The sequence below is a fragment of the Sphingomonas sandaracina genome (genome assembly GCF_036663695.1).
Taxonomy (GTDB): domain Bacteria; phylum Pseudomonadota; class Alphaproteobacteria; order Sphingomonadales; family Sphingomonadaceae; genus Sphingomonas.
Genome location: NZ_JAXOJK010000001.1, coordinates 921,538 through 947,851 on the forward strand (window position 1 = coordinate 921,538; position 26,314 = coordinate 947,851).

Consider the following 26,314-nt stretch of genomic DNA (forward strand, 5'->3'; position numbering starts at 1 on the left):
GCTACCTCACAGGTCGATCAGGATACGGGTCGGATCCTCGATAGCATTTTTCAGCGCCACCAGGAACGTCACGGCTTCGCGGCCGTCGATCAGGCGGTGGTCGTAGCTGAGCGCGAGGTACATCATCGGGCGGATGACGATCTGGCCGTTGACGACGACCGGGCGCTCCTCGATGCGGTGGAGGCCGAGGACCGCGGACTGCGGCGGGTTGATGATCGGGGTCGACATCAGCGAGCCGAACACGCCGCCGTTCGAGATCGTGAAGGTGCCGCCCTTCATCTCGTCCATCTTGAGCGCGCCTTCCTTGGCGCGCTTGCCGAAGTCGCCGATCGTCTTCTCGATCGTCGCGACGGACATCTGGTCGGCATCGCGGATCACGGGGACGACGAGGCCGCCCGGCGACGAGACCGCGACCGAGATGTCGGCGTAATCGTGATAGACGATGTCGTCGCCGTCGATCGACGCGTTGACCGACGGGATATCGCGCAGCGCCATCGTCGCGGCCTTCACGAAGAAGCCCATGAAGCCCAACCGGACGCCATGCTTCTTCTCGAACAGGTCCTTGTACTTGGCGCGGGCCTCGATCACCGCGGTCATGTCGACGTCGTTGAACGTCGTCAGCATCGCGGCGGTGTTCTGCGCTTCCTTGAGGCGCTTGGCGATCGTCTGGCGCAGGCGCGTCATGCGGACGCGCTCTTCGCCGCGGCCCGATGCGGCGGCGGGGGCTGCGGCAGTTGCCGGCGCTGCGGCCGGGGCGGCGGCAGGCTTGCTCGACGCGGCGGCGGTCACGTCTTCCTTGGTGATGCGACCGTCGCGGCCGGTGCCCTTGACGGTGCCGGGGTCGACCCCGTGCTCGAGCACCGCGCGGCGGACCGACGGGGAGAGTGCGGCGGGCGAATCGCTGGTGCCGGCGCCGGGCTGGTCGCCGTACCCTGCGCCGGACTCGTCCTTGGCGGGAGCGGCTGGCGTTGCTGTCGCGGCGGGCTCGGGCGCCTTGGCCGGGGCAGCGGCGGCGCCGTCACCGGAGTCGATCGTGGCGAGCATTGCGCCGACCTGCACGGTGTCGCCGACGGCGACCGCGTGCTGGCCCATGACGCCGGCAACCGGCGACGGAACCTCGACCGAGACCTTGTCGGTCTCGAGGCTGGCGATCGGCTCGTCGACCGCGACGGGGTCGCCGGGCTGCTTCAGCCACTCGCCGAGGGTGGCTTCGGTGATCGATTCACCCAGGACGGGGACGGTGACTTCGGTTGCCATGTTTGCTTCTACCTTTTGTGCTCCTGCGGACGCAGGGGCCTAGGGTTACTCTGCCGGACCCTGGGTTCCTGCTTTCGCAGGAAAACAGAGGCCGGATTCAATCAGTTCCCGCGGGTGCGGCGGATTTCGTCGCGGACGCTGTGGCCGAGCGCGTCGGCGACCAGCGCCCCCTGCTCGGTCTGGTGACGCTTCATCAGGCCAGTCGCGGGCGATGCCGAGGCGTGGCGGCCGGCATAGCGTGCGCGCTTCACCGGCGAGTTCACTGTTGCCAGCGCCTCCTCGATCAGCGGCTCGACGAAGAACCAGTAGCCGTTGTTCTTCGGCTCTTCCTGCGCCCAGACGATCTCCTCCAGGTTCGGCATGCGCGCGACGCGCTCGGCGATCGGGTTGCCGGGGAAGGGATAGAGCTGTTCGACGCGGACGATCTGGATGTCCGTGTCACCGTGCGCGTCGCGGGCCTCGATCAGATCGTAGGCGACCTTGCCGGTGCATAGCACGAGCCGCTTCGTATCGACGTCCGCCGCACCGTTGGTGTCGGACAGGAGACGGCGGAAGTGGCTGTCGCCCTGGAAATCCTCCGCGTTCGACACCGCGAGCTTGTGCCGCAGCAACGACTTCGGCGTCATCACGATCAGGGGCTTGCGGAAGTTGCGGTGCATCTGCCGGCGCAGCAGGTGGAAATAGTTCGCCGGGCTGGTGCAGTTCGCGACCTGGATATTGTCGTCCGCGCACGACTGGAGGAAGCGCTCGGGGCGTGCCGAGCTGTGCTCAGGCCCCTGCCCTTCATAGCCGTGCGGGAGCAGCATCACGAGGCCGTTGGCGCGGAGCCACTTCGACTCGCCGGACGTGATGAACTGATCGATCATGATCTGCGCGCCGTTGACGAAATCGCCGAACTGCGCTTCCCAGAGGACCAAGGTCTTCGGGTCGGCAAGTGCGTAGCCATACTCGAACCCGAGCACGCCGTACTCGCTGAGCGGGCTGTCGAGCACTTCGAAACGGCCGTGTTCGATCTCCTGCAGCGGCACGTATTTGTGCTCGTCGGTCTGGTCGACCCACACCGCGTGACGCTGCGAGAAGGTGCCGCGGCCCGAATCCTGGCCGGACAGGCGGACGCCGTAGCCTTCCGAGAGCAGGCCGCCGAATGCCAGCGCCTCGCCGGTCGCCCAGTCGAAGCCCTTGCCCGACTTGAACATCTCGCGCTTGGCATCGATCACGCGGTTGAGCGTCTTGTGGATCTTCACGCTGTCCGGAACCGTGGTCAGCGTGCGGCCGAGCGAGTCGAACAGCTTCTGGCTGAGGCCGGTCTCGACGTTGCGACGGGCCGACGCGCCGTCGGTCGGCGCGCTGAGGCCCGTCCAGCGACCGCCGAACCAATCCGCCTTGTTCGGCTTGTACGACGACCCGGCTTCGAACTCACCCTCGAGGCGGAGCGTGAACTGCTTCACGTTCTCGTCGATCCAGGGCTGGTCGATCACGCCTTCCTTGATCAGGCGATCGCCGTACACCGACGAAACGCCAGGGTGCTTGCGGATGATGTCGTACATCAGCGGCTGCGTGAAGGACGGCTCGTCGCCTTCGTTGTGACCGAAGCGGCGATAGCACCACATGTCGATGACGATGTCGCGGTGGAACTTCTGGCGGAATTCCATCGCCATCTTGGTCGCGAAGGTGACTGCCTCGGGATCGTCGCCGTTGACGTGGAAGACCGGCGCCTGGACGCCCTTGGCGACGTCCGACGGGTAGGGCGACGAGCGCGCGAACTGCGGCGAGGTCGTGAAGCCGACCTGGTTGTTGATGATGAAGTGGACGCAGCCGCCGGTGTTGTAGCCGCGGATGCCGGAGAAGCCGAGGCACTCCCAGACGATCCCCTGCCCCGCGAACGCCGCGTCGCCGTGGATCAGCACGGGGAGCGAGGCGACGTGATCCTTGAGGTCGCCGGCGATGGTCTGGATCGCGCGCGTTTTGCCGAGCACGACGGGATCGGCAGCCTCGAGATGCGACGGGTTGGCGACCAGGCTCATGTGAACCTTGTGGCCGTCGAACTCGCGATCGGTGCTGGTGCCGAGGTGATATTTCACGTCGCCCGAACCGCCGATATCGTCGGGGTTGGCCGAACCGCCGGCGAATTCGTGGAAGATCACACGCAATGGCTTGGCCATCACGTTGGCCAGCACGTTGAGGCGACCGCGATGCGCCATGCCGATGACGAGCTCGCGCACGCCCATCTGGCCGCCGTATTTGATGACGCTCTCAAGCGCGGGGATCATCGATTCGCCGCCGTCGAGCCCGAAGCGCTTCGTGCCGACATATTTCTTGCCGAGGAATTTTTCCCACTGCTCGGCCTGGATCACCTTGGTGAGGATCGCCTTCTTGCCGTCGGTGGAGAATTCGATCGCCTTGTCCTGGCCCTCCATGCGCTCCTGGAGGAAACGGCGTTCCTCGACATCGACGATGTGCATGTATTCGAGGCCGACATTGCCGCAATAATTCTTGCGGAGCGTGTCGACGAGCTCGCGGATCGTGACCCATTCGAAGCCCATCGTGCCGCCGAGATAGACTTTCCGGTCGATGTCGGCGTCGGAGAAGCCGTGATATTCGGTCTTCAGGTCCTCGGGCATCTCGCGCTTCGACAGGCCGAGCGGATCGAGGTTCGCGGCGAGATGGCCACGGACGCGGTAGGTGCGGACGAGGAGCTGCGCGCGGATCGCGTCGGCGGCGGCCTTGGCGATCTCTTCCTTCGAGACGGGTGCAGGCGCTGCTGCGGCGGGGGCCGGCTTGCCACCCTTTGCGGGCTTGGGCGCGGGCTCCATCTGGGTCGGATCGAGCGCTGCGGTCAGGTCATCCGTGGTGGTGAGCGGCCAGCGGGCGCTCTCCCAGCTCGGGCCCTGTGCGGAGCCTTCGAGACCCTCGAAGAACGCGCGCCAACCGGATTCGACCGAGGCCGGGTCCGCGTTGAACTTGGCGTAGAGCGTCTCCACGAACGCCGGGCTGACGCCGGCTACGATATCGCTGAAATCCTGGCCTTCGTAGCCCATCGTCTCGATCCTTCTTCCCCTCTCCCCTTGTGGGAGAGGGAGGGGCCCAAGCTGCAAGCTTGGGAGGGTGAGGGGGACACCGTTGCGGCCCCCACTCCCCCTCATCCGACACCCTGACGGGTGCCACCTTCTCCCCAAGGGGAGAAGGATTTGTTAGCCCTTCAACACGCTCAGCAGCGTCTCGCCGAGCAGGCTGGGGCTTTCCGAGACCTTGATCCCGGCAGCTTCCATCGCCGCGATCTTGCTCTCCGCGTCACCCTTGCCGCCCGACACGATCGCGCCGGCATGACCCATGCGACGACCCGGTGGCGCCGTACGGCCGGCGATGAAGCCTGCCATCGGCTTCGACCGACCGCGCTTGGCTTCGTCGCGGAGGAACTGCGCCGCCTGCTCTTCTGCGTCGCCGCCGATTTCGCCGATCATGATGATCGACTGCGTCTCGTCGTCGGCGAGGAACAGCTCGAGCACGTCGATGAAGTTCGTGCCGTTGACCGGATCGCCACCGATGCCGACCGCGGTCGTCTGACCAAGGCCTGCGTTCGACGTCTGGAACACCGCCTCATAGGTGAGCGTGCCTGAACGGCTGACAACGCCGACCGAGCCCTTCTTGAAGATCGAGCCGGGCATGATGCCGATCTTGCACTCGCCGGGGGTCAGCACGCCGGGGCAGTTCGGGCCGATCAGGCGCGACTTGGAGCCGGACAGCGCGCGCTTGACCTTGACCATGTCGAGGACGGGAATGCCCTCGGTGATCGCGACGATCAGCGCGATCTCGGCGTCGATCGCCTCGAGGATCGAATCAGCGGCGAAGGGGGGCGGCACGTAGATGACCGACGCGGTCGCGCCGGTCATCGCCTTGGCTTCGGCGACGGTGTTGTAGACGGGGAGGTCGAGGTGGGTGGTGCCGCCCTTGCCGGGCGTGACGCCGCCGACCATCTGCGTGCCGTATTCCAGCGCCATCTTCGTGTGGAAGCTGCCGGTTTCGCCGGTCATGCCCTGGGTGATGACCTTGGTGTTCTTGTCGACGAGGATGCTCATCTTGTCTCGTTCCTTACCACCCCGGCGAAGGCCGGGGCCCAATTGGGAAAGCAGTCATGGTCGTGCGATGCGATCGTAAAGGTCGTCCCAAGAGGGATTGAAACCGTTGATCTCACGCAGCTTCCAGTCCCGCTTCCACTCCTTCATGTGCAGCTCGCGCTGCCGGGCGGCTTCCCAACTACCGGCTAACTCATACCAGACGAGCAGCTTGCAGTCGTATTTCTTCGTGAACCCGGCGACGACGGCGTTGCGGTGTTCCCACACGCGCTTCGCCAGGCTCATCGTCGAGCCGAGGTAGATCGTACCGTTAAACCCACTTGCCATGATGTAGACGAACGCTTGTTCTTCCATCAGCGGGGCCTTCCCAATTGGGCCCCGGCCTTCGCCGGGGTGGTGCGATCCTTACCTCACCTCAAATCAGTTCAGCGAACCATCGATACCCTTGCACGCAACGATCAGCTCCTTGACCGCATCGACCGACACGGTGAGGTTCTGCTTGGCTTCGTCGTCCAGCTTGATCTCGACAATCTTCTCGACGCCGCCAGCCCCGATCACCACCGGCACGCCGACGTAAAGATCGGTAAGGCCGTACTCGCCCGACACATACGCCGCCGCCGGCAGCACGCGCTTCTGGTCGTACAGATACGCCTCGGCCATCGCGATGCCGCTGGTCGCCGGCGCGTAATAGGCCGAGCCCGTCTTCAACAGGGCGACGATCTCGCCACCGCCGCCGCGCGTACGCTTGACGATCGCGTCGATCTTTTCCTGGCTCGACATGCCCATCGCGATGAGATCGGGAACCGGGATGCCCGACACGGTCGAGTAGCTGATGACCGGGACCATCGTGTCGCCGTGGCCGCCGAGCACGAAGCTGGTGACGTCCTTGACCGAGACCTTGAACTCGTCGGCGAGGAAGTGGCTGAAGCGCGCCGAGTCGAGCACGCCGGCCATGCCGACCACCATGTGGTGCGGCAGGCCCGAGAACTCGCGGAGCGCCCACACCATCGCGTCGAGCGGGTTGGTGATGCAGATCACGAACGCGTCGGGAGCGTTGGCCTTGATGCCCTCGCCGACGGCCTTCATGACCTTCAGGTTGATGCCGAGCAGGTCGTCGCGGCTCATGCCGGGCTTGCGTGCGACACCGGCGGTGACGATGATGACGTCCGCGCCGGCGATGTCGGCATAGTCGTTCGAGCCGGTGATCTGCGAGTCGAAGCCTTCGACAGGTCCGCACTGCGACAGGTCGAGCGCCTTACCCTGGGGGATGCCCTCGGCGACGTCGAACAGGACGATATCGCCAAGGCCCTTGAGTGCTGCGAGGTGCGCGAGCGTGCCGCCGATGTTACCGGCGCCGATCAGCGCGATCTTCTTGCGAGCCATTCCAATCCGTCTCCGTCTGATGTGCGGGGTGATTGGTGACGCCGGTTACGCGCATTATGGCGCTACGGCAACCGTTAAAGCGGAAAAGTGACGCAGTTATTGCGACTGGTTCGCATGTGCAATAAGCTTTAGTCACGCCCGCCTCCCCACTCCGTCACCCCGGACTTGTTCCGGGGTCCACGGTTCCGCACACCCGATAGTCGTGAGAATGCGGAACGGTGGATGCCGGAACGAGCCCGGCATGACGGAGTGGGTTTGGTACGCGGAGCGGTTAAAGATGGCCTTCCGCGAGGTATTCCTCGGAGCGCATTTCTTCCAGACGGCTGATCGTGCGGTCGAATTCGAAGCGGCCGTCACCGCTTTCATAGAGGTCGCCGGGCTGTGCATCGGCAGCGGCAAGCAGCTTCACCTTGTGCTCGTACAGCGCGTCGATCAGCGCGACGAAACGCGCGGCCTCGTTGCGGTTCTCGGGGCCGAGCTTGGGGATGCCGACCAGGATGACGGTGTGGAATTTCCGCGCGATGGCGAGGTAGTCGGCCACCCCCCTCGCCTCCCCGCACAGCTTCTTGAAGCTGAACACCGCGACGCCTTTGAGCGACTTCGGCACCCTAAGCGTGCGGCCCTGGACGATCAGGTCTTCGGCGGGAACGTGCTCGCTGTCGTCGGTCGAGAAGTCGGTGAGGCGGAAGAATGCGGCGGAGAGCTGCGCGGTCGCCTCGGCGCCGTTGGGGACGAGCCAGGTGTCCTGGCTGCCGAGCCGGTCGCGGCGATAGTCGACCGGGCCGTTGAGCGGGAGCACGTCGAGGCGCTGTTCGATGGTCGCGATGAAGGGGAGGAAGTGTTCGCGGTTGAGACCGTTCTTGTAGAGATCCGATGGCGGCCGGTTCGAGGTAGTGACGATCGTCACGCCGGAATCGAGCAGCGAGGTCACCAGCCGCGACAGGATCATCGCGTCGGGGCTGTTGGTGACCATCATCTCGTCGAACGCGAGCAGCCGCGTCTCGTCGGCGATCGCGGTGGCGACGGGGACGATCGGGTCGCCGACTTCCTTGCGGCGTTCGCTAGCGATGCGGGCGTGGACCTCCATCATGAACTCGCCGAAATGCACGCGGCGCTTCTTCGTGACGGCGGCGTTCTCGAAGAACAGGTCCATCAGCATGGATTTGCCGCGACCCACGCCGCCCCAGAGGTAGACGCCGCGGGGGTCGGGCTTATTGGAGAAGCGGGCGAAGAAGCCGGTGGATTTGGGGGTGGCGAGTTCGGTTGCGAGGGTGTTGAGGCGGGCGGCGGCGGCGGCTTGTTCGGGGTCGGGGCGGAGTTCGCCTGACGCTACGAGGGCTTCGTATGCTTTGAGGACGGTCACTTACCCATCCCTGCACTACCCCGGCGAAGGCCGGGGCCCAATTGGAAAGGTTTCGATAACGGAGCGGGGCGCTTCAACACTGATCGTTTCCCAATTGGGCCCCGGCCTTCGCCGGGGTGGTGTTAGGTGGCGGCGTCAGCCCGTGGAGGCTTGCCGGACGGCTTGCGGATCGTGGCCGAGAAGGCGGCGATCTTCGTTTCGTCGTCCCCTTGCACCACGAGACCCCGGAGGAACAAGAGGCGGCCGGTTTCCTTGAGGACTTCGACCTGCGCTTCGATCGGCTCGCCAACGCGGCCGCCGCCGATGAACTGCGTGTTGAGATCGAGCGTGACCGCGGTGCCGGCGGTGATCAGGCCGAAGCCTCTGGCGGCTGCGAACAGTGCGATGTCGATGAACGCGAGGAGCGCGCCGCCGTGGACGTTGTTCTGGAGGTTGGAGTGGCGATGCTCGGGAGTGATGCGGACGCGGACGGTGTTTCCGTCGACGCGGTAGAGCATGGGGCCGAGGAGGGTGTTGAAGCGGGTCGGGTCGGAGAGTGACCAACTGTGCCAGCCTGGGTTGGCGGGGTCTTCGGCTTCGACGAAATGGGGTTGGGGAGCAGCGGTGGTCACGAACCTGTCCTTCGATCCCCACACCGTTCGCCCTGAGCGAAGTCGAAGGGCATTGGGAAATTCCATCCCCCGCCCCCAGCGTGTGCTTCGACTTCGCTCAGCACGAACGGGAGGGGGGAGCGGGACCGGAGGGAAAGCGAATTGGGGCGGGGAAGAGGGAGTGAAACACGCCCCCTTCCCTACAGGATCAGACGATCCGTTCGGCTTCCATCTTCTTGATCTCGGCGATCGCCTTGGCGGGGTTCAGCCCCTTGGGGCACGCATTCGCGCAGTTCATGATGGTGTGGCAGCGATACAGGCGGAACGGATCCTCGAGTTCGTCGAGACGCTCGCCGGTCATCTCGTCGCGGCTGTCGGCGAGCCAGCGATAGGCCTGCAACAGGATCGCGGGGCCGAGGAACTTGTCGGCGTTCCACCAATAGCTCGGGCACGAAGTCGAGCAGCACGCGCACAGGATGCACTCGTACAGGCCGTCGAGCTTCGAGCGGTCTGCCGGCGACTGGAGGCGTTCCTTGCCCGAGGGCGGCGGGGTGACGGTCTGCAGCCACGGCTTGATCGACGAATATTGCGCGTAGAAATGCGTGAAATCGGGGACCAGGTCCTTGATCACGTCCATGTGCGGCAGCGGCGTGATCTGGACCTCGCCCTTGCAATCCTCGATCGCGGTCGTGCAGGCGAGACCGTTCTTGCCGTTGATGTTCATCGAGCACGAGCCGCAAATGCCCTCGCGGCATGAGCGACGGAAGGTCAGCGAGGAATCCTGCTCGCTCTTCATCTTGATCAGCGCGTCGAGGACCATCGGGCCGGTCTCGTCGAGATCGAGCGAGAACGTATCGTAACGCGGGTTCTCGCCGCTGTCGGGATCGTAGCGATAGACCTTGAACGATTTCAGACGCTCACCCCCGCCAGAGCCTTGACCAGCGGGCGCGTGCTTGACGCCCTTCTTGACGACGCTGTTTTTCGGGAGCGAGAATTCGGCCATTGCGAGCGGTCCGTCCGTGGTGTGATTATAGGTTGTCAGAGCCGATACATGACAGGGGCCCTCCCCGCAAATCCTTAGCTTCGCGGGTGCAACATGGGTCACACCCGCTGTCGCGTCGCCCGCTCACCTAGTGTCAGATGATATCTAGGATCAGGCCCAGGTCGCGCGCCTCTTCGGCCTCGATATACCAGTTGGAGGGGGCCTTCTTCCTCAGGTCTTCCAGCGACACCTTCGACCCTTCGACGATCGCACGAAAGCCCTCCTCCTGGATGTTTATCGAGTCCTCTATCTCGTGCAGCTTGGCCTTGAGCGTGGCCGACAGCGAATGAAGCGGGCCGTTGAGCTCGATCGTGCTCTGCATCTGGCGCTCGTGGATCATGATCCTGCTGCCGCGCGTCAGGAAACGGCTATCCACCGGGAAGGCGGACATGAACGTCGCGCCGGCGGAATAGACCGCGACCTTGCCGAGGAACAGCGTCTCGCGGCCGGTGTATTCGCGGAGCAGGCGGATGTTGTCGCCCATCGCGCGCGCGACTTCGGGATCGCCGCCCAGCGTGGTGATCGAGACGACGAGCGGGCCTTCGGTGGGCGCGGCGACGAGTTGCGACTTGAAATTGTCGTACATCGCATCATCGACGGGGCCGTGGAGGTGGATGTGGGGGGCGGCCAGCAACGGGTAGTTGCGGGCGTTCGAGGCGGGGGATGTGTCGGTCATGCCGCGGCAAACTTTTGCGGGGGCGGAGGGTTCCGCAATATCGAGGCGTCGTTTCCGCGACTAAAGCTTCGTACCGATACCTGCCTGCTTCAAAATGGCGTTGGCCGTATGCCGGGACAGAATCGTGCCATCGACGGCGATCGGCCGTGCCGCATGCGGGCTGTACCAGATTTCATGATCACCCTTGCCGCTGCGCACGAAGGTGCATCCGTTGGCCGTGAGGATATCGCGAACCTGCGCAGCGTATCCTCGGACCATGATGCGTCAGGCCGCGATCTCGAAATCGCGCTCGTGGTGCGCGATGATCCGGATGCGGTGCGGGCCAGCGAGGCGCGCGGGATCGGCGACATCGTTCGCGTGGATATCGAGCAGGTCGGGAAGCATCGCCGCGGCTTTTTCCACCAGTGCTTCGAGCGTGGCGGCGTCCGCAGCGAAACCGGGAATGTCGCCGTCTACCGAATACCAGACGCTGGCTTCGGGGTCGTAGTCTGCACGGATCGTCCAGTGCGCCATGTCCAACCTCGTCTTTCCGCGGATTGCTGGACTTGGTGTACGCCGGAATGGGGTTTGGCGCCACAGGCGCGGTGTTGCCGGGTCGGATGCGGGCTACGCTCAACAGCGGTTCTCCTGCGAACGCAGGAGTCCAGGATGACAGATGCCGCGCTCCGCCACCCTGGGCTCCTGCGTTCGCAGGAGAACGGTCAGCTAGCCTTGGTTGTGCGCTTGTACTGAAGGATCCAGCCTACCAAGCCGCCTGGCACGCCGCCCACCAACGAGAACAGCGCGTAGAAGGTGATGGCGATCTTTTGGGGTTCTTCGCCGACGCCGCGGGGTTCGATGGCGAAGACGTAGATCGCGGTCAGGATGGCGACGACTGCCGGCCATAGGAAGCCGGCGATCATCGGTTGGAAGCGCGTCAGTAGCCCCACCGCGACGGGTACCAGGAACCCGATCGCGATGATGGCCCACGTCATCTTAGTATACCCGCTTCTTGGGCTTGATGTAGTCGATGTCGTCGGTGAGCGTGTAGTCGTGGACCGGGCGGAAATCGATCTTGGTCTCGCCGCCCTTGCCGCCCCAGCCGTTGAAGGTGGTGATGGTGTGCTTCATCCAGTTCGCGTCGTCGCGCTCAGGGAAATCCTCGTGCATGTGAGCGCCGCGCGATTCGGTGCGGTTGGCGGCAGAGTTCATGGTCACGACCGCCTGGCCGATCAGGTTGTCGAGCTCCATCGTCTCGACCAGATCGGTGTTCCAGATCATGCTGCGATCCTTGACGCCGACGTCGGTCATCCGGTTGTAGATCCCGGCCATCTTCTCGACGCCCTGGTTCAACAGTTCGGTATCGCGGAACACGGCGCAATGCTTTTGCATGGTCTGCTGCATGTCGAGACGGATCTGCGCGGTCGGCGAACCGCCAGCCGCATTGCGGAAATGGTCGAGACGCGTCAGCGCGAGGTCTTCCGAACCCTTGGGCAACGGCGCGTGCGCCGTGCCGGGCTTCAGCGTGTCCTTGATCCGCAGGCCGGTCGCGCGGCCGAACACCACGAGATCGATCAGGCTGTTCGAGCCGAGGCGGTTGGCACCATGGACCGAAACGCACGCTGCTTCGCCGACCGCGAACAGGCCGGGGACGACCGCGTCGGGGTTGCCGTCGACGAGGTTGACGACTTCGCCGTGGAAGTTGGTCGGGATGCCGCCCATGTTGTAGTGCACGGTCGGCGTGACGGGCAGCGGCTGGCGCGTGAGATCGACGCCGGCGAAGACCTTGCCGGTCTCGGTGATGCCCGGCAGGCGCTCGGCGAGCACCTTGGGATCGATGTGATCGAGATGCAGGAAGATGTGGTCGCCGTTCTTGCCGACGCCGCGACCTTCACGCATTTCGAGCGCCATCGAGCGGCTGACGACGTCGCGCGAGGCGAGGTCCTTCGCCGACGGGGCATAGCGCTCCATGAAGCGCTCGCCCTCGGAGTTGGTCAGATAGCCGCCCTCACCGCGTGCGCCCTCGGTGATGAGCACGCCCGCGCCGTAGATGCCGGTCGGGTGGAACTGGACGAACTCCATGTCCTGAAGCGGCAGGCCGGCGCGGAGCACCATCGCGTTGCCGTCGCCGGTGCAGGTGTGCGCCGAGGTCGCCGAGAAATAGACGCGGCCGTAGCCGCCGGTGGCGAGCACGGTCTGGTGGCTGCGGAAACGGTGGATCGAGCCGTCTTCCATGCACAGCGCGATGACGCCGCGGCAGACGCCGTTTTCCATGATCAGGTCGAGCGCGAAATACTCGACGAAGAAGTCCGTGTTGTACTTCAGGCTCTGCTGATACAGCGCGTGAAGCATCGCGTGGCCGGTGCGATCGGCGGCAGCAGCGGTGCGCTGGACCGGGGGCCCCTCGCCCATGTTCTGCATGTGGCCGCCGAACGGACGCTGATAGATCGTGCCGTTCTCGTTTCGGCTGAACGGCATACCGGCATGTTCAAGCTCGTACACCGCCTGCGGGGCTTCGCGGCACAGATACTCGATCGCGTCCTGGTCGCCGAGCCAGTCGGAACCCTTGACGGTGTCGAACATGTGCCAGGTCCAGTGGTCCGGCGAGTTGTTGCCGAGCGAGGCGGCGATGCCGCCTTGGGCTGCGACGGTGTGCGAGCGGGTCGGGAAGACCTTGGTGATGCACGCGGTCTTCAGGCCGCTCTCGGCGATGCCCATCGTGGCGCGCAGGCCCGAGCCGCCGGCACCGACGACGACGGCGTCGTAGGTATGATCGATGATCTTGTACGCAGCTGACATTACGCGGGGGCTCCGGAGAAGGCGACCTTCAGGATCGCGAACAGGGCGATGCCGCCCAGCGTGAAGGTGAACAGGTTGAGGAGGATCATCGTGACAACACGGCTCTCACCATGCTGATAATCCTCGATCACGACCTGAAGACCGAGACGGAAATGGTAAAAGACCGACAGGATCAGCAGCGCCATCGGCACCGCGACCCAGGCCGACTGCAGCCACATATGGACGGCAGCGTAATCATAGCCGGGCATCCGCGCGACCGAGATCATCAGCCAGAGCATGAGGAACAGGTTCGAGCCCGCCGTGAGGCGCTGCTGCCACCAGTGATGCGCGCCGTGCTTGGCGCTGCCGAGGCCGCGGACGCGACCGATTGCCGTACCGCTACCCATTACTTGATCCCCATGTAGAGCCAGAACACGATCGTCAGCGCTACGCTCGCGACCATCGTCGCGAGCGCGCCCATCTTGTTCCGCTTCAATTCGTAGCCGGCGCCGATATCGAGCACCATGTGACGGATGCCCGTCATCATGTGCTGGAACAGCGACAGCGTCAGCCCGACCGCGATGATATAGCCGAGGATGTTGAGACCACCGGTATCGGTGGTGAACACGTCGACGAAGGTCGCATAGGCCTGATCGCCCGCGGCGATCGCGGCAAGCCACCAGACGAGCAGCAGGCTGCCGACGGTCGCCATCCCGCTGCCGGTCACGCGGTGCAGGATCGAGACCAGCATGTGCGGGCCCCATTTATAGACCTGCAGATGGGGAGAAAGCGGGCGTGCCGGGTTGCGCGATGCCAAGGGCGGAGTCCTCGAACCAAAAGATGACGAACCAAAAATACCCCGAGAGGTACCGCGGTCCAAAATATAGATATCGGGCGACCTATTATCCACCGCGTGCTGCGATGCAACCCATTGGGCCGGTTCCGGTAACCCAAGGCAATGGCGGACCGCGCGTTGCGTACTTGGAAAAGCCATGCGCCGAACTGGGTAATCCTGTCGCCGCCCATCCCTAACCAGGTCTTAATCAATGGGCTTTACCGCTGGACCGGCAAACACCGATCCGGAGTCCACCGTTTTGACCACAGACATGCCGACGTCCGGCGCGACCGCTGCCACCATCGACCTTCCGGCGCGGTTGCGGGTGTTCGACTTCGACGGGACGCTGACGGCCGCCAGCCGTGCCGTGTGGGACGCGATCGAACCCGAGATCGCCATGGTGTCGAAGGCGTATTGGGAACAATGGCTGCGCTGCTTCGCCGACGAACGGGTATGGGCGCTGCACGAAACCGAGAAGATGATCGCGGTCGGGTGCACGTTCCTGCGGAACCGGTTCCTGGACACGACCGGGCGGGCCTGGATCGAATCGATCGATCGGTCGGTCGCGGCGGCGTATGCGGCCGACGTCTCGCCGATGGCCCTGCTGTCGATGATCAGCGCGAGCGACCGCGCCGCGCTCGACGTGCTGATGCGCCGCGTCGACCGCAACGGCGACGCGCTGCCGATCTATATCGACACGCTGATGCGGCTGTCGGCGCTGGAGGGCGAAATCACGGTCGCGATCTATACGGCCTATCGCGCGCATTCGGCGCAGGACGCGCGCGACACGCTGGCGAACGAGTTTCGCGACGGGATCGCGGCGATGGTCGAGACCGCGACGCACGAGGGGCATACGCTGCGCGAACAGGCGGTGCGCAGTTCCGCCTCGACCCGCGCGGTGCTGGGCAAGGCGAGCGAAGTCGCCGCCGCCGCCGAACAGTCCGCGGTCGCCATGCGCGAGGCGGCACAGACCGCAGCGGGCCTGATCCGGGCGATCGAGGATGCGCGGACCGAGGTGGAGGCAGCAGCCGAGATCGCCAATCGCGCGTCCGCACAGGCCGGCCAGGCGGTCGGCATGTCGGAGGCACTGAGCGATCATGCCAAGTCGATCGAATCGATCCTGGGGCTGATCCGCGACATCGCCGGCCAGACCAACCTGCTGGCGCTGAACGCGACGATCGAGGCGGCGCGCGCGGGCGATGCCGGACGCGGGTTCGCCGTCGTCGCGCAAGAGGTGAAGAGCCTCGCGAACCAGACCGCCCGGGCGACCGACGACATCGCCGCCAAGATCGCCGCGATCCAGTCCGCGACGCGCGGCACGGTCGAGACCAATGCCAGCATCAAGGCGACCGTCGCCGAGGTCCAGGAATCGGCCGATCGCATCCGCTACGCCATGGAGGCGCAGGCGCAGACCGTGACCGCGATCACCGCCGCGGTCGACGAGACCGCGCTGGCCGCGGATTCGATGTCGACGACGATCGCGACGATCCGCGAGGATACCGAAACCGTCGCGCGCGAGATCGACAGCGTCGGTCGCGGCTTCGACGTGCTCGACGGACGGCTCAGCCATCTGAAAAGCAGCGCAGGCGAGTTCGTGGCCAAGGTCGCCGCGTAGGAACCCCGATGACAGCGATATCCGACAGCCCGTCACATCGGCATACGCCCCCCGCAGGATGGGGCAGCGACAGTCGGTCGCTGCGCGAACGGGTGCGCGATTACGATTGGGATGGGCTGATCGAACCGACCTGCGCGACGTTGACCGCGCTGCTGGACGAGGCGGACCATCGCCGGATCGCCGAGACGTTCTGGCAGCATTACCTGTCGCTGGATGCGGTGCGCCACGTCGTCGCCTACTTCACGCCCGAGCGGCTGGCGCGCCGCATCGAGGCCAGCGCGCGGTATGCCCGGCTGAAGTATCTGTCGCCCTATGACGAGGCGTGGAAAGCCATCGCGATCGGTCATGCCGACGATTCGCGCAAGTCGGGCATCCCCCTGCCCGCGCTGCTGTCGTCGCTGGCGTTCGCGCATAGCGTGACGCTGAGCCTGGTGGCGGACCGCATGGGCACCGACACGGCGCAGATGCGGACGCTGGGCGATATCGTCCAACGCCTCGCGCTGATCGAGGCGGACCTGATGGCGTCGCACCTGGGCGCCACCGACGCCGTGCAGGCGCGCGTCGAACGCGGCGCGCGAGCGGCCGATTTCCGCGAGACCATCGCCGCATCGATCGAGGATACCGCGGCACTGGGCGCGCGCATCCGGGTCCAGGCCGAATTCGCGTCGTCGTCGACCCGCAGCGTCCTGGGCAAGGCGAGCGAAGTCGCCGCCGCCGCCGAACAGTCCGCCGTGGCGATGCGCGAGGCCGCACAGATCGCCGCCGGACTGATCCGCGCGATCGACGACGCGCGTATCGAGGTCGATTCCGCCGCGCGGATCGCCGACCGCGCATCGGCGCAGGCCGACCTCGCGGTGGGGACGTCGGACGCGCTGAGCGATCATGCGAAGTCGATCGATTCGATCCTCGGGCTGATCCGGGACATCGCCGGGCAGACCAACCTGCTCGCGCTGAACGCGACGATCGAGGCGGCGCGTGCGGGTGATGCGGGACGCGGCTTTGCGGTGGTGGCGCAGGAGGTGAAGAGCCTCGCGAACCAGACCGCGCGGGCGACCGACGACATCGCCGCCAAGATCGCCGCGATCCAGTCCGCGACGCGTGCGACCGTCGAGACCAATGCGATCATCAAGTCGACGGTCGCCGACGTGCAGCACTCCGCCGACCGCATCCGCCGGGCGATGGAAGCGCAGGCGCAGACCGTGTCAGCGATCACCGCCGCGGTCGACGAAACCGCGCTGGCGGCGGACTCCATGTCGACCACGATCGCCGCGATCCGCGAGGATACCGAAACCGTCGCCGCCGAGATCGACGGCCTCGGGCGCCAGTTCGGCGAGGTCGACGACAAGCTCGGCGTGCTGCGTGGCGCGGCGGACGGGTTCTCGGCTAGCGTGGCTTGAGAAGGGCTGGAGGAGAGTAAGGACAGAATGGGTTCACGCGGATACGCGGAGACGCGGAGACGCGGAGGGTTCGGCGGAACCGGAGGTTCTTTAAAACTCTCGTCGTTACGCGCATCGTCTGACCAACGCGCGCCATCTCCGCGCCTCCGCGTCTCCGCGTGAATCAATCCTGTGCTTGGGCTTGGTGACGGATACGGCCTGCGGCGCTAGAGCGCAGAGATGACTATTCTTCTTACTGGCTCCAGTCGCGGTATCGGCGCGGCTATTCATGTGGCGCTGACCGACGCGGGGGCTTCCGTCATCGGGCATGGGACCGCTAGCGGTATCCCGGCCGACTTCAGCGATCCGGCGGGGCCGACTGCGTTGTGGAACGCTGCGCTGGCGCAGGCTGGCGGGGCGATCGATGTGTTGATTAACAATGCGGGCGTGTTCGAGGCGGCACCGCTCGCCGACGACGACTGGACCGCGCAGTGGGAGCGGACGATGCGGATCAACCTTACCGCGTCGGCCGAGCTTTGCCGGCTGGCGGTGCTGCACTGGCAGGCTCGGGGTGTCGGTGGGCGGATCGTCAATATCGCGAGCAGAGCGGCGTATCGCGGGGATTCGCCGGCGCATTGGCATTACGCCGCGTCGAAGGCGGGGATGGTGGCGATGACCAAGACCATTGCCCGGGGGTATGCGCGGGAGGGAATCCTGGCATTCGCGGTGTGCCCCGGGTTCACGATGACCGGGATGGCGGAGGATTATCTGTCCAGCCGCGGCGGCGATGCGTTGCTGGCGGATATCCCGCTCGGCAAGGTCGCAGAGCCTGCCGAAGTGGCCTCGGTCGCACGCTATTGCGCCCTCGAGGCGCCGGCTTCGATGACCGGGTCGGTGATCGACGTGAACGGGGCGAGCTATGTCCGATAGTTGGAAGCTCACCCTGCCCTGCACGCGGGCGGAGGCGGAGGCGATCGACGCTAGCGACGATCTGACGATCGATGGCGTGTTGATGACCACCGAGGAGATCGAGGACGACGTCGAATCCTGGCGGCTCGATGCGTATTTCGAGCATGAGCCGGCGGCCGACACGGTTGCCGCCGTCCGCGCGCTGGTGCCGAGTGCGGCGGGGACCGAGATTGCGGTCGAGCGGTTGGGCGATGCGGACTGGGTGACGATGAGTCAGGCTGGGCTGGAGCCTTTGTCGGTCGGGCGGTTCTTCGTGCATACCGGGGCGCATGCGGGCGCGGTGCCGGCGGACAAGCGGGCGTTCCTGATCGAGGCTAGCCGGGCGTTCGGGACCGGGCATCATGAAACGACCAGCGGGTGCCTGGCGATGCTCGACGGGTTGGCGGGCGCCGACTTTGCGAACGTGATCGATATCGGGACGGGGACGGGGTTGCTGGCGTTTGCGGCGGCGCATCTTTGGCCTGCGGCTGCGGTGATGGGGACGGATATCGATCCGGTCTCGATCGATGTTACGGCGGAGAATGCGGCACTCAATGGGGTCGAGGGGATCGATCTGGTTGTGGCGGATGGCACGCTGAACGATGCGATCGTGGTTCGCGCGCCGTATGATCTGGTGATCGCGAATATTCTTGCCGGGCCGCTGGTGTCGATGGCGCCGGAGATCGCTTCGATTGCCGATGTGGGGGCGACTGTCGTTCTTGCCGGGTTGCTGGAGACGCAGCGGGCTGGGGTCGTGGCGGCGTATGAGGCTTGCGGGTGTTCGCTGGAGGCGGTCGACCGGCGGGGGGATTGGAGTGTGCTTCGGTTGAAGGCTGGGGCTGTGCGGTTCGTGGCGGAGGGGCCGTTCGATCCGAAGGGGCGTGATGGGTGGGCGCTGGATATCTGAGCGAACCGTAGAACGATGTTCCCCCGCGAAGGCGGGGGTCCAGTCTGGGCCCCCGCCTTCGCGGGGGAACAGGTTGGGAAGAATTACGCTCACCCCGTCGCTGACACCACCCCGGCGGAGGCCGGGGCCCAATTGGGCGAACCTTCGAGATGAATCGCTCCGCCATTCCAATTGGGCCCCGGCCTTCGCCGGGGTGGTAGCGTATCTGGGGAGGCTTATGTGGGCTGGGCGGCCACCTTCGCATTGGCGTAGTCTTGGGTACCCTCGGTCAGCACCACGTCGCCCGGCTCGATCCGCGCGACGGGGATGTCCGGGAGTGCCTTCAACTCCTCGTACAACGGCGCGAAGTCCGTCTCTACCGTCAGCCGCAGCAACTCGTCGAAGCTCGGGATGACGAAGTAGTTCTGCTGGAAATCGTCGATCCGGTATTCGGTCCGCATCACCCGGGCAAGGTCCAGCGCGATGCGGTTGGGGCTCGGGTCGTCGAGCGCGAACCGCGTTTCCGCGTAGCTGGAGACGATGCCGGAGCCGTAGATACGCAGGCCTTCGGGTTCCGCGATCAGGCCGAACTCGACCGTGTACCAGTAGAGCCGGCCGAGATACTTCAGCGCATCGAGCCCGAGCGCGCGCTGGCCGCCGCGGCCGTAGGCGGCGAGATAGTCGGCGAACACCGGGTCGGCCAGCATCGGCACGTGGCCGAACACGTCGTGGAAGACGTCGGGTTCCTGCAGATAGTCGAGCTGGTCGGGGCGGCGGATGAAGTTGCCCGCGACGAAACGCCGGTTGGCCATGTGGTCGAAGAACACGTCGTCGGGGACGAGGCCGGGCACCGCGACGACCGACCAGCCGGTGAGCTTCGTCAGGCGCTCGGACAGTTCCTCGAAATCGGGGATACCGGGCTTCGACAGCTTCAGCACGTCGAGCCCGCGCAGCCAGGCGTTCGACGCGCGGCCGGGGAGCAGCTTCGACTGGCGCGCGAACAGCGTGTCCCAGGTCGCGTGATCCTCCGCGGTGTAGGCCGCCCAGTTCTGCGGGATCGTCCAGTCGGGGGCGCCTTCGGGCGGGGTGCTCAGTACGTGCGTGTCATTGGCCATGCGGCTGGTCTAGCATGACGGAATGAAGACGGAAACGCGCTGGGTTAAGTGGATTATTTGGGCGATCGCGGCGGTCGTTGGCGTGGTTGCTAGCTATGCGGTGGCGGGGCTGATCGGGGGATCGATCCCGAGCAATCGCGGCTGGGTCGCGCCTGCGGAGGGCGTGCATATCTTCGTCGAGAGCAACGGCGTCCATACCGGGATCATCGTGCCGAAGGTGGCCGCTGGGGTGGACTGGCGCGGGGTAGCTCGGGCTGAGGACCTGCGTGATCCGCGCTATGCGGCGTTCGATCATGTGTCGTTCGGGTGGGGGGAGAAGACGTTTTATCTGGAGACACCGACCTGGGCCGACGTGAAGCTGCGGACGGTGGTTGCTTCGGCTGTCGGAAGCACTCGGACTTTGATGCATGTCGATCATCTGCCGAGGCCGCGCGCGGGGGACGGGGCTCGGGAGATCGTGGTGACGCCGGCGCAGTATCGGCGGTTGGCGGCGTATATCCGGGCGAGCTTTCGCGACGGGGGTGCGCGGTATCGGGGGTATGCCGGGTATGATGCTTTTTACGAGGCTAATGGGCGGTATAGTGCGGTTCGGACGTGTAACAGTTGGACGGGGGATGCTCTGCGGTTTGCGGGGGTTCGGGTTGGTTGGTGGACGCCGTTTCCGGTTACGGTGATGGGGTGGTTTTGAGCCCAGTTTGTTCTCCCGCGAAGGCGGGAGTCCAGACTGGGCTCCCGCCTTCGCGGGAGAACAAGTTGGGGGCGGGATGCGGTATCAGTTTTAGGCCCCCCCCCCGGCGGAGGCCGGGGTCCAATTGGGAAACGGTGTTAATTGAGCGCAGTGCGTAGTTACCTCCGTTCGCCCAATTGGGCCCCGGCCTTCGCCGGGGTGGTATTGGGGGAGCCGGGTGGTGGTGATCGTGGAGAAAGGACGGCGCGCTTGCCGCTCAGTTTCCTGCGCGATACCCCTGGTACTGCCCGCATTCCGACCGCTGCGGATCCTTCTTGCAGCGTTTGGCGAGTTCCTTGCGCTGCTTGCCCTCTTCGGCTTCCTGCTGGCGCATCTTCTTGCCGTAGTTGCGGTCCGATTCCTGCTGGCTGGTCGTGGTCCAGTCGACGGCCTTGCCGGCGACCTGGAACGGGGCCTTCACGATCGAGGCGGCGGTGCTGATGCAGCCGCTGACGAGGAAGGGGAGAACCGCGAGAACGGGGACGATTTTACGCATCTACTTCACTCCTGTGCGCGCGGTTTCCTGAGCCCGGCTGCGCGCCTGCGCCCCGTATAGCGGAAAATCGGTGAAGAAACCGTCGATACCTTGTGCGAGGCCTGCGTCGATCTCCGCGGCGATGTCGCCGTGCGCCGCGGGGTCGCTGCCGCGGCGGAAGCGTGTCGGCTCGAAGTAGTTTTCCGCGCGGTAGGTCCAGGGGTGGACGCGCAGGCCGGCGGCGTGAGCGTCGGCAACCAGCGTTGTGGGTGTCGCGTCGGTCCAGAGCATGCCTTTGTTCGGGCCGATGCCGTAGGCGTAGGCGGCGACGGCCTTCAGGCCTTCGGGCGTGATCATCGCCTTGTAGCTCGGCTGCGCGCCATCGGCGGGACCGCCCTCGCCGTCCATGAGCTGGATCAGGCGGACTTTGGTCATCTTGTGGAGGCGCTGGAGATTGGCGACCTCGAACGACTGGATGAAGACCGGCGCTTTGGCCGAATCCCAGCCGGCCTCGCGCAGTTCGGCGACCAGCTTCGCGTCGGTCGGGTGGCCGATCTTGGCGAAATAGGTCGGATGCTTGGTCTCGGGATAGATGCCGATCGTCCGGCCCGTCTCGGTCGTGCGGCGCTTGGCGAGCGCGATGATCTCGGCGAGCGTCGGGATTGCGAATTGGCCATCATAGGCCGTGTTCGCGGGGCGGAGCTTGGGCAGGCGCTCCTTCGCGCGGAGCGTCTTCAGTTCGGCGAGCGTGAAGTCCTCGACGAACCAGCCGGTCATCGTCTGGCCGTCGATCGTCTTGGTGGTCTTCCGCGCGGCGAACTCGGGGTGATCGGCGACGTTGGTCGTCTCGGCGATGTTATTCTCGTGGCGCGCGACGAGGACGTCGTCCCTGGTCGGCACCAGATCGGGCTCTATAAAGTCCGCGCCCTGGTCGATCGCCAGCGAATAGGCCGCCAGCGTGTGCTCGGGGCGGAGACCGCTCGCGCCGCGGTGCGCGATCACGATGACGGGCGACAATCGGGGGGAAGCGGGGGTCATCGCGACACCCTGCGCGCTCGCGGCGACGAGCGCCAGCGCACCGATGTGTGAGAGCTTGTCGCAATAGGAAACCATCGGGCGCATCGGCGTTCAGTCCTCGTATCCGTAAAATCCCAGCGCATTTAACGAGGGGTCACCTCATGCATTTCACGATCAATGGTCAATCATATGACGCCGAGCCCGATATTCGCACGTCGGTGCTCGACCTGTGCCGCGAGCATCTCGGGCTGACGGGATCGAAGAAGGGCTGCGATCATGGCCAGTGCGGGGCATGCACGGTGCTGATCAACGGGCGGCGCGTCAATTCCTGCCTGACGCTCGCGGTGATGCACCAGGACGACGAGATCACGACGATCGAGGGGATCGGCCAGCCGGGCAATCTCCACGCGTTGCAGGACGCGTTCGTGCGTCACGACGGCTATCAGTGCGGCTATTGCACGCCGGGGCAGATCTGTTCGGCGGTCGGCATGCTCGACGAGGTCAAGAAGGGCTGGGCCAGCCACGCGTCGGGCGACCTGACCGATCCTAAGTTCGACGACGCCGAAATTTCCGAGCGGATGAGCGGCAATCTGTGCCGCTGCGCCGCGTATCCGAACATCGTCGATGCGATCCGCGAAGTCGGTGGTGCCGAGCCCGCGGGCCGGACCGCAGACGAGAAGGACGCGGCGATGGACGCCGATGCGCGCGGGGAGCTGGTGGCATGAAGACCTTCGCATACGAGAAGGCCGCGACGCCCGAGGCTGCGGTCGCCGCTTCGATCGGGGACATCGATACGATCGGCGCCAAGTTCATCGCGGGCGGCACGAACCTGCTCGACCTGATGAAGTTGCAGGTCGAGACGCCGGACAAGCTGGTCGACATCTCTCGCCTCGATCTCGCGAAGATCGAGGAGCGCGAGGATGGCGGGCTGACGATCGGTGCGATGGTGCCGAACAGCGATCTCGCCGCGGACCGCCGCGTCGTCGCGAAGTACGAGGTGCTGAGCCGCGCGTTGCTGGCCGGTGCCTCGGGCCAGTTGCGTAACAAGGCGTCGACCGGGGGCAATCTGCTCCAGCGGACGCGGTGCTACTATTTCTACGACACCGCCGCGGCATGCAACAAGCGTGAGCCGGGCAGCGGCTGTTCGGCGATCGGCGGCTTCAACCGCATCCTCGCCGTGCTGGGGACGAGCGAGCATTGCATCGCGACGCACCCGAGCGACATGGCGGTGGCGATGCGTGCGCTCGACGCGACGATCGTGACGCTGAAGGCGGATGGCGATCGTCGGCGGATCTCGATCCACGACTTCTATCGTCTGCCGGGCGACACGCCGCAAATCGAGAACGCGCTCGAAGTGGGTGAACTGATCACGCACATCGAGCTTCCTGCGCCGCCCAAGGGTAAGCAGGAATATCGCAAGGTGCGCGACCGTGCCTCGTACGCTTTCGCGCTCGTGTCGGTGGCAGCGATCGTCGACGTGCACGACGGCGTGATCGCGTCCGCCTCGCTCGCGTTCGGCGGGCTCGGGCCGATGCCGTGGCGTAATCCGGCGGTCGAGGCCGCATTGGTCGGCAAAACGCCGTCCGACGCCGTGTTCGAGGCTGCGGCGACTGCGCTGCTGGCCGATGCCAAGGGTTACGGCTCGAACGACTTCAAGATCCCCCTCGCCCGTCGCACGCTGATCGCGACGCTGCGCAACGTTACGGGAGCATGAGCATGTTTGGTCTTGGCACCACGAATAGCCTGACGATGGACAAGCCGCATCCGGACAGCCTGCTGGATACGGGCGTCCAGGGCGTCATCGGCAAGCCGCTCGACCGGATCGACGGGCCGCTGAAGGTCACCGGCACCGCGACCTATGCGGCGGAATACCAGTTCGCGAACATGGCATACGGCGTGCTGGTCGGCACGAAGATCTCGGCGGGCAAGGTCGTTTCGATCGATGCCGACGCGGTGAAGTCGATCCCGGGCGTGATCGACGTCGTGACCGATTTCGACCAGTTCATCCGCGTTTCGGCGCAGGGCGGCGCGACCGACGCACCGACGCAGGGCGTGAAGGACATCGCGTTCTTCGGCCAGATCGTAGCGATCGTGCTCGCCGAGAGCTTCGAGGTCGCGCGCGATGCGGCCGCGCGGTTGCCGATCGAGTATGATGCGGCCGAGGGTCAGTACGACTTCGCCGCGCACCGGACCGAGACGCGCACCCCGCCGGATGACTCGACGCCAGCGCACTTCAAGCAGGGCGATGTCGACAAGGCGATGGCCGAGGCGGCGGTGACGATCGATTCGACTTATGTCACGCCGAGCCAGAATTCGGCGGCGATGGAGCCGCATGCCTCGACTGCGGTGTGGGAAGAGGACGGCTCGCTGTCGCTGTACGGTGCGTACCAGATGCCGACATCGGACGCGATGCAGCTGGCGAAGTCGCTCGGGGTTTCCGAAAAGAAGGTGCGGATCATTGCGCGCTATATCGGCGGCGGCTTCGGGTCGAAGCTCGGCATCGCGCCCGAGAGCGTCGCGGCGGCGATCGCGGCGAAGCAGCTTGGCCGTCCGGTGAAGGCGGTGATGTCGCGTCCGCAGGTGTTCGAGGCGACCGTGCGTCGGTCGAATACCGAGCAGCGCGTGCGGCTTGCCGCCGATGCCGATGGCGTACTGAGCGCGATCGGTCACGAGACGCTGACGTCCAACCAGTCGACCGAGGATTATTTCGAGCCGGCGGGTATCGGCACGCACATGATGTACGGCGGCGAGAACCGGCTGATCACGCACGACATGGTCGACCTGAACTTCGTCGTGTCGGGATCGATGCGCGCGCCGGGTGAAGCGGTCGGGATGCTGGCGCTGGAAGGCGCGATGGACGAGCTGGCCGAAAAGCTCGACATGGATCCGATCGAGCTGCGCAGGCGCAACGATCCGAAGATCGACCCCGAGAAGGACGTGCCGTATTCGTCGCGCAACCTGACCCGCGCGCTCGACGAGGGTGCGGCGAAGTTCGGGTGGGACAAGCGCCGGAAGGCCGGCACGCGGCGCGAGGGCGAGTGGCTGATCGGTATGGGTGTCGCCGGCGCGGTGCGCGGCAACATGCTGCAGGAATCGTCCGCCAAGGTCGAGATCCATCCGGACGGCTCGGCGACGGTGTCGTCGGCGATGACCGATATCGGCACGGGCAGCTACACGATCCTGGCGCAGATCGCGTCGGAGATCCTGGGTATTCCGGTCGAGAATATCACGATGTCGCTGGGCGATACCAACGATCCTCCGGCGGCTGGTTCGGGTGGTTCGTGGGGTGCGGCGTCGTCCGGAACGGCTGTGTATCTGGCGTGCGAGATGTTGCGCGGGAAGTTGGCCAAGGCGGCGGGCGTCGATGAGGACGGCCTGACGCTGAAGGACGGCAATGCGATCGGTGACAACCGTTCGACACCGATCGGCGAACTGGTCGGCAAGGGTCTCGAGGCGACCGGTCACGTCAAGCCGGGCAAGCAGGAGAAGGAAACCACGCAGGCCGGGTTCGGCGCGCATTTCGCCGAGGTCGCGGTGAACGTGGTCACGGGCGAGACGCGGGTACGGCGGATGCTGGGGTCGTTCGCGGCGGGCCGCGTGCTCAACGCGAAGACCGCGCGGTCGCAGTGCCTGGGCGGGATGACCTTCGGGATCGGCGCGGCACTGACCGAGGATCTGGTCCATGACACGCGGACCGGGAAGCTGGTGAACCACGACCTCGGCGAGTACCATGTGCCGGCGAATGCCGACGTGCCACAGATGGACGTGCATTTCGTCGACGAGCGCGACATCCATGCGAACCCGATCCACGCGAAGGGGATCGGCGAGCTGGGCATCTCGGGCGCGGGCGCTGCCGTGGCGAACGCGGTGTATAATGCGACGGGGATCCGGGTGCGCGAGTTCCCGATCACGCTCGACAAGCTGCTGGATCAGTTGCCGGCTGTTTGAGGGGAAAGTACCCCCTCCTAGTTCCCCCGCGAAAGCGGGGGCCCAGGAGCCAAAAAGCGGTATCGCCCGAAACCCTGGATCCCCGCCTTCGCGGGGAAACAGTAGGGCGAGGCCAATTATCCCATCTTCCGTCATGCCGGGCTCGTTCCGGCATCTACCGTTCCACGCACTCATCAACGGCGAGTTCGCGGAACGGTGGACCTCGGAACTAGTCCGGGGTGACGGAGGGGC

General features: G+C 65.5%; 26 protein-coding genes. 8 read left to right on the forward strand and 18 right to left on the reverse strand.

The features are described 5' to 3' along the window. Window positions 1-6: 6 nt before the first annotated feature. The 15 genes from odhB to sdhC form a co-directional block, all read right to left on the reverse strand. On the reverse strand, window positions 7-1,257 hold the full coding sequence (gene odhB, locus U1707_RS04125; protein WP_332798800.1) for a 2-oxoglutarate dehydrogenase complex dihydrolipoyllysine-residue succinyltransferase: 1,251 nt from the start codon (window positions 1,255-1,257) through the stop codon (window positions 7-9). A 101-nt stretch (window positions 1,258-1,358) separates the two neighbouring features. Continuing rightward, window positions 1,359-4,295 carry a 2-oxoglutarate dehydrogenase E1 component gene (locus U1707_RS04130; RefSeq protein WP_332798801.1) on the reverse strand — a complete coding sequence of 979 codons (2,937 nt, stop codon included), beginning with the start codon at window positions 4,293-4,295 and terminating at the stop codon, window positions 1,359-1,361. A 153-nt stretch (window positions 4,296-4,448) separates the two neighbouring features. Next, window positions 4,449-5,333 carry a succinate--CoA ligase subunit alpha gene (sucD, locus tag U1707_RS04135; protein WP_332755579.1) on the reverse strand — a complete coding sequence of 295 codons (885 nt, stop codon included), beginning with the start codon at window positions 5,331-5,333 and terminating at the stop codon, window positions 4,449-4,451. A gap of 54 nt (window positions 5,334-5,387) precedes the next feature. After that, window positions 5,388-5,684 (reverse strand): GIY-YIG nuclease family protein, encoded by a 297-nt coding sequence (locus U1707_RS04140; RefSeq protein ID WP_332798802.1) that lies wholly within the window; start codon window positions 5,682-5,684, stop codon window positions 5,388-5,390. Between the two features lie 66 nt (window positions 5,685-5,750). After that, window positions 5,751-6,713: a malate dehydrogenase gene (gene mdh, locus U1707_RS04145; protein WP_056060667.1), complete on the reverse strand. Its 963-nt coding sequence runs from the start codon at window positions 6,711-6,713 to the stop codon at window positions 5,751-5,753. 271 nt (window positions 6,714-6,984) lie between these two features. Beyond that, complete coding sequence (zapE, locus tag U1707_RS04150) at window positions 6,985-8,076, reverse strand: cell division protein ZapE (protein WP_332798803.1); 1,092 nt, start codon at window positions 8,074-8,076, stop codon at window positions 6,985-6,987. Window positions 8,077-8,198: 122 nt separating this feature from the next. Then, on the reverse strand, window positions 8,199-8,687 hold the full coding sequence (locus U1707_RS04155) for a PaaI family thioesterase (RefSeq protein WP_332798804.1): 489 nt from the start codon (window positions 8,685-8,687) through the stop codon (window positions 8,199-8,201). A 187-nt stretch (window positions 8,688-8,874) separates the two neighbouring features. Continuing rightward, window positions 8,875-9,669 (reverse strand): succinate dehydrogenase iron-sulfur subunit, encoded by a 795-nt coding sequence (locus tag U1707_RS04160; protein ID WP_332798805.1) that lies wholly within the window; start codon window positions 9,667-9,669, stop codon window positions 8,875-8,877. A 133-nt stretch (window positions 9,670-9,802) separates the two neighbouring features. Then, window positions 9,803-10,384 (reverse strand): ClpP family protease, encoded by a 582-nt coding sequence (locus U1707_RS04165; protein WP_332798806.1) that lies wholly within the window; start codon window positions 10,382-10,384, stop codon window positions 9,803-9,805. 60 nt (window positions 10,385-10,444) lie between these two features. After that, complete coding sequence (locus U1707_RS04170) at window positions 10,445-10,642, reverse strand: type II toxin-antitoxin system HicA family toxin (RefSeq protein WP_332798807.1); 198 nt, start codon at window positions 10,640-10,642, stop codon at window positions 10,445-10,447. Between the two features lie 6 nt (window positions 10,643-10,648). Continuing rightward, window positions 10,649-10,897 (reverse strand): DUF1902 domain-containing protein, encoded by a 249-nt coding sequence (locus U1707_RS04175; protein ID WP_332798808.1) that lies wholly within the window; start codon window positions 10,895-10,897, stop codon window positions 10,649-10,651. Between the two features lie 188 nt (window positions 10,898-11,085). Then, window positions 11,086-11,358, reverse strand: coding sequence for a hypothetical protein (locus U1707_RS04180; protein ID WP_332798809.1), 273 nt, complete (start codon window positions 11,356-11,358; stop codon window positions 11,086-11,088). Window position 11,359: 1 nt separating this feature from the next. Continuing rightward, window positions 11,360-13,162: a succinate dehydrogenase flavoprotein subunit gene (gene sdhA / locus U1707_RS04185; RefSeq protein WP_332798810.1), complete on the reverse strand. Its 1,803-nt coding sequence runs from the start codon at window positions 13,160-13,162 to the stop codon at window positions 11,360-11,362. Next, complete coding sequence (gene sdhD / locus U1707_RS04190; protein ID WP_187504522.1) at window positions 13,162-13,548, reverse strand: succinate dehydrogenase, hydrophobic membrane anchor protein; 387 nt, start codon at window positions 13,546-13,548, stop codon at window positions 13,162-13,164. Before sdhD ends, sdhA begins: the two co-directional genes overlap by 1 nt. After that, window positions 13,548-13,958, reverse strand: a complete 411-nt coding sequence (gene sdhC / locus U1707_RS04195) for a succinate dehydrogenase, cytochrome b556 subunit (protein ID WP_332798811.1) — start codon at window positions 13,956-13,958, stop codon at window positions 13,548-13,550. The genes sdhD and sdhC overlap by 1 nt, the downstream gene beginning before the upstream one ends. A gap of 289 nt (window positions 13,959-14,247) precedes the next feature. Here sdhC and U1707_RS04200 point away from each other — a divergent pair, with 289 nt between their 5' ends. The 4 genes from U1707_RS04200 (at window position 14,248) to U1707_RS04215 (ending at window position 18,822) form a co-directional block, all read left to right on the forward strand. Then, window positions 14,248-15,591: a methyl-accepting chemotaxis protein gene (locus U1707_RS04200; protein ID WP_332799057.1), complete on the forward strand. Its 1,344-nt coding sequence runs from the start codon at window positions 14,248-14,250 to the stop codon at window positions 15,589-15,591. Window positions 15,592-15,599: 8 nt separating this feature from the next. Further along, window positions 15,600-16,988 (forward strand): methyl-accepting chemotaxis protein, encoded by a 1,389-nt coding sequence (locus tag U1707_RS04205; protein WP_332798812.1) that lies wholly within the window; start codon window positions 15,600-15,602, stop codon window positions 16,986-16,988. 219 nt (window positions 16,989-17,207) lie between these two features. Then, window positions 17,208-17,897 carry an SDR family NAD(P)-dependent oxidoreductase gene (locus U1707_RS04210; RefSeq protein ID WP_332798813.1) on the forward strand — a complete coding sequence of 230 codons (690 nt, stop codon included), beginning with the start codon at window positions 17,208-17,210 and terminating at the stop codon, window positions 17,895-17,897. Next, complete coding sequence (locus tag U1707_RS04215) at window positions 17,887-18,822, forward strand: 50S ribosomal protein L11 methyltransferase (RefSeq protein WP_332798814.1); 936 nt, start codon at window positions 17,887-17,889, stop codon at window positions 18,820-18,822. The genes U1707_RS04210 and U1707_RS04215 overlap by 11 nt, the downstream gene beginning before the upstream one ends. A 215-nt stretch (window positions 18,823-19,037) precedes the next feature. Here U1707_RS04215 and phhA read toward each other — a convergent pair whose 3' ends face one another. Beyond that, the gene (phhA, locus tag U1707_RS04220) at window positions 19,038-19,916 is read right to left on the reverse strand and encodes a phenylalanine 4-monooxygenase (protein WP_332798815.1); all 879 of its coding nucleotides are present in this window, start codon (window positions 19,914-19,916) and stop codon (window positions 19,038-19,040) included. 22 nt (window positions 19,917-19,938) lie between these two features. Between phhA and U1707_RS04225 the strand changes: the two genes are divergently transcribed. Next, window positions 19,939-20,604: a TIGR02117 family protein gene (locus U1707_RS04225; RefSeq protein WP_332798816.1), complete on the forward strand. Its 666-nt coding sequence runs from the start codon at window positions 19,939-19,941 to the stop codon at window positions 20,602-20,604. Window positions 20,605-20,860: 256 nt separating this feature from the next. Here U1707_RS04225 and U1707_RS04230 read toward each other — a convergent pair whose 3' ends face one another. Both U1707_RS04230 and U1707_RS04235 read right to left on the reverse strand, forming a co-directional pair. Beyond that, a complete protein-coding gene (locus U1707_RS04230) occupies window positions 20,861-21,139 on the reverse strand; it encodes a hypothetical protein (protein WP_332798817.1) in 279 nt (92 codons plus the stop codon). Continuing rightward, window positions 21,140-22,156, reverse strand: a complete 1,017-nt coding sequence (locus U1707_RS04235) for a glycerophosphodiester phosphodiesterase (RefSeq protein ID WP_332799058.1) — start codon at window positions 22,154-22,156, stop codon at window positions 21,140-21,142. A 140-nt stretch (window positions 22,157-22,296) separates the two neighbouring features. Here U1707_RS04235 and U1707_RS04240 point away from each other — a divergent pair, with 140 nt between their 5' ends. From U1707_RS04240 to U1707_RS04250, 3 genes are read left to right on the forward strand one after another with little or no spacing between them, the layout of a single operon-like run. Next, window positions 22,297-22,860 carry a 2Fe-2S iron-sulfur cluster-binding protein gene (locus U1707_RS04240; protein ID WP_131586072.1) on the forward strand — a complete coding sequence of 188 codons (564 nt, stop codon included), beginning with the start codon at window positions 22,297-22,299 and terminating at the stop codon, window positions 22,858-22,860. Continuing rightward, window positions 22,857-23,849 (forward strand): FAD binding domain-containing protein, encoded by a 993-nt coding sequence (locus U1707_RS04245; RefSeq protein ID WP_332798818.1) that lies wholly within the window; start codon window positions 22,857-22,859, stop codon window positions 23,847-23,849. The genes U1707_RS04240 and U1707_RS04245 overlap by 4 nt, the downstream gene beginning before the upstream one ends. After that, the gene (locus U1707_RS04250) at window positions 23,846-26,083 is read left to right on the forward strand and encodes a xanthine dehydrogenase family protein molybdopterin-binding subunit (protein WP_332798819.1); all 2,238 of its coding nucleotides are present in this window, start codon (window positions 23,846-23,848) and stop codon (window positions 26,081-26,083) included. The genes U1707_RS04245 and U1707_RS04250 overlap by 4 nt, the downstream gene beginning before the upstream one ends. Window positions 26,084-26,314 lie beyond the last annotated feature (231 nt).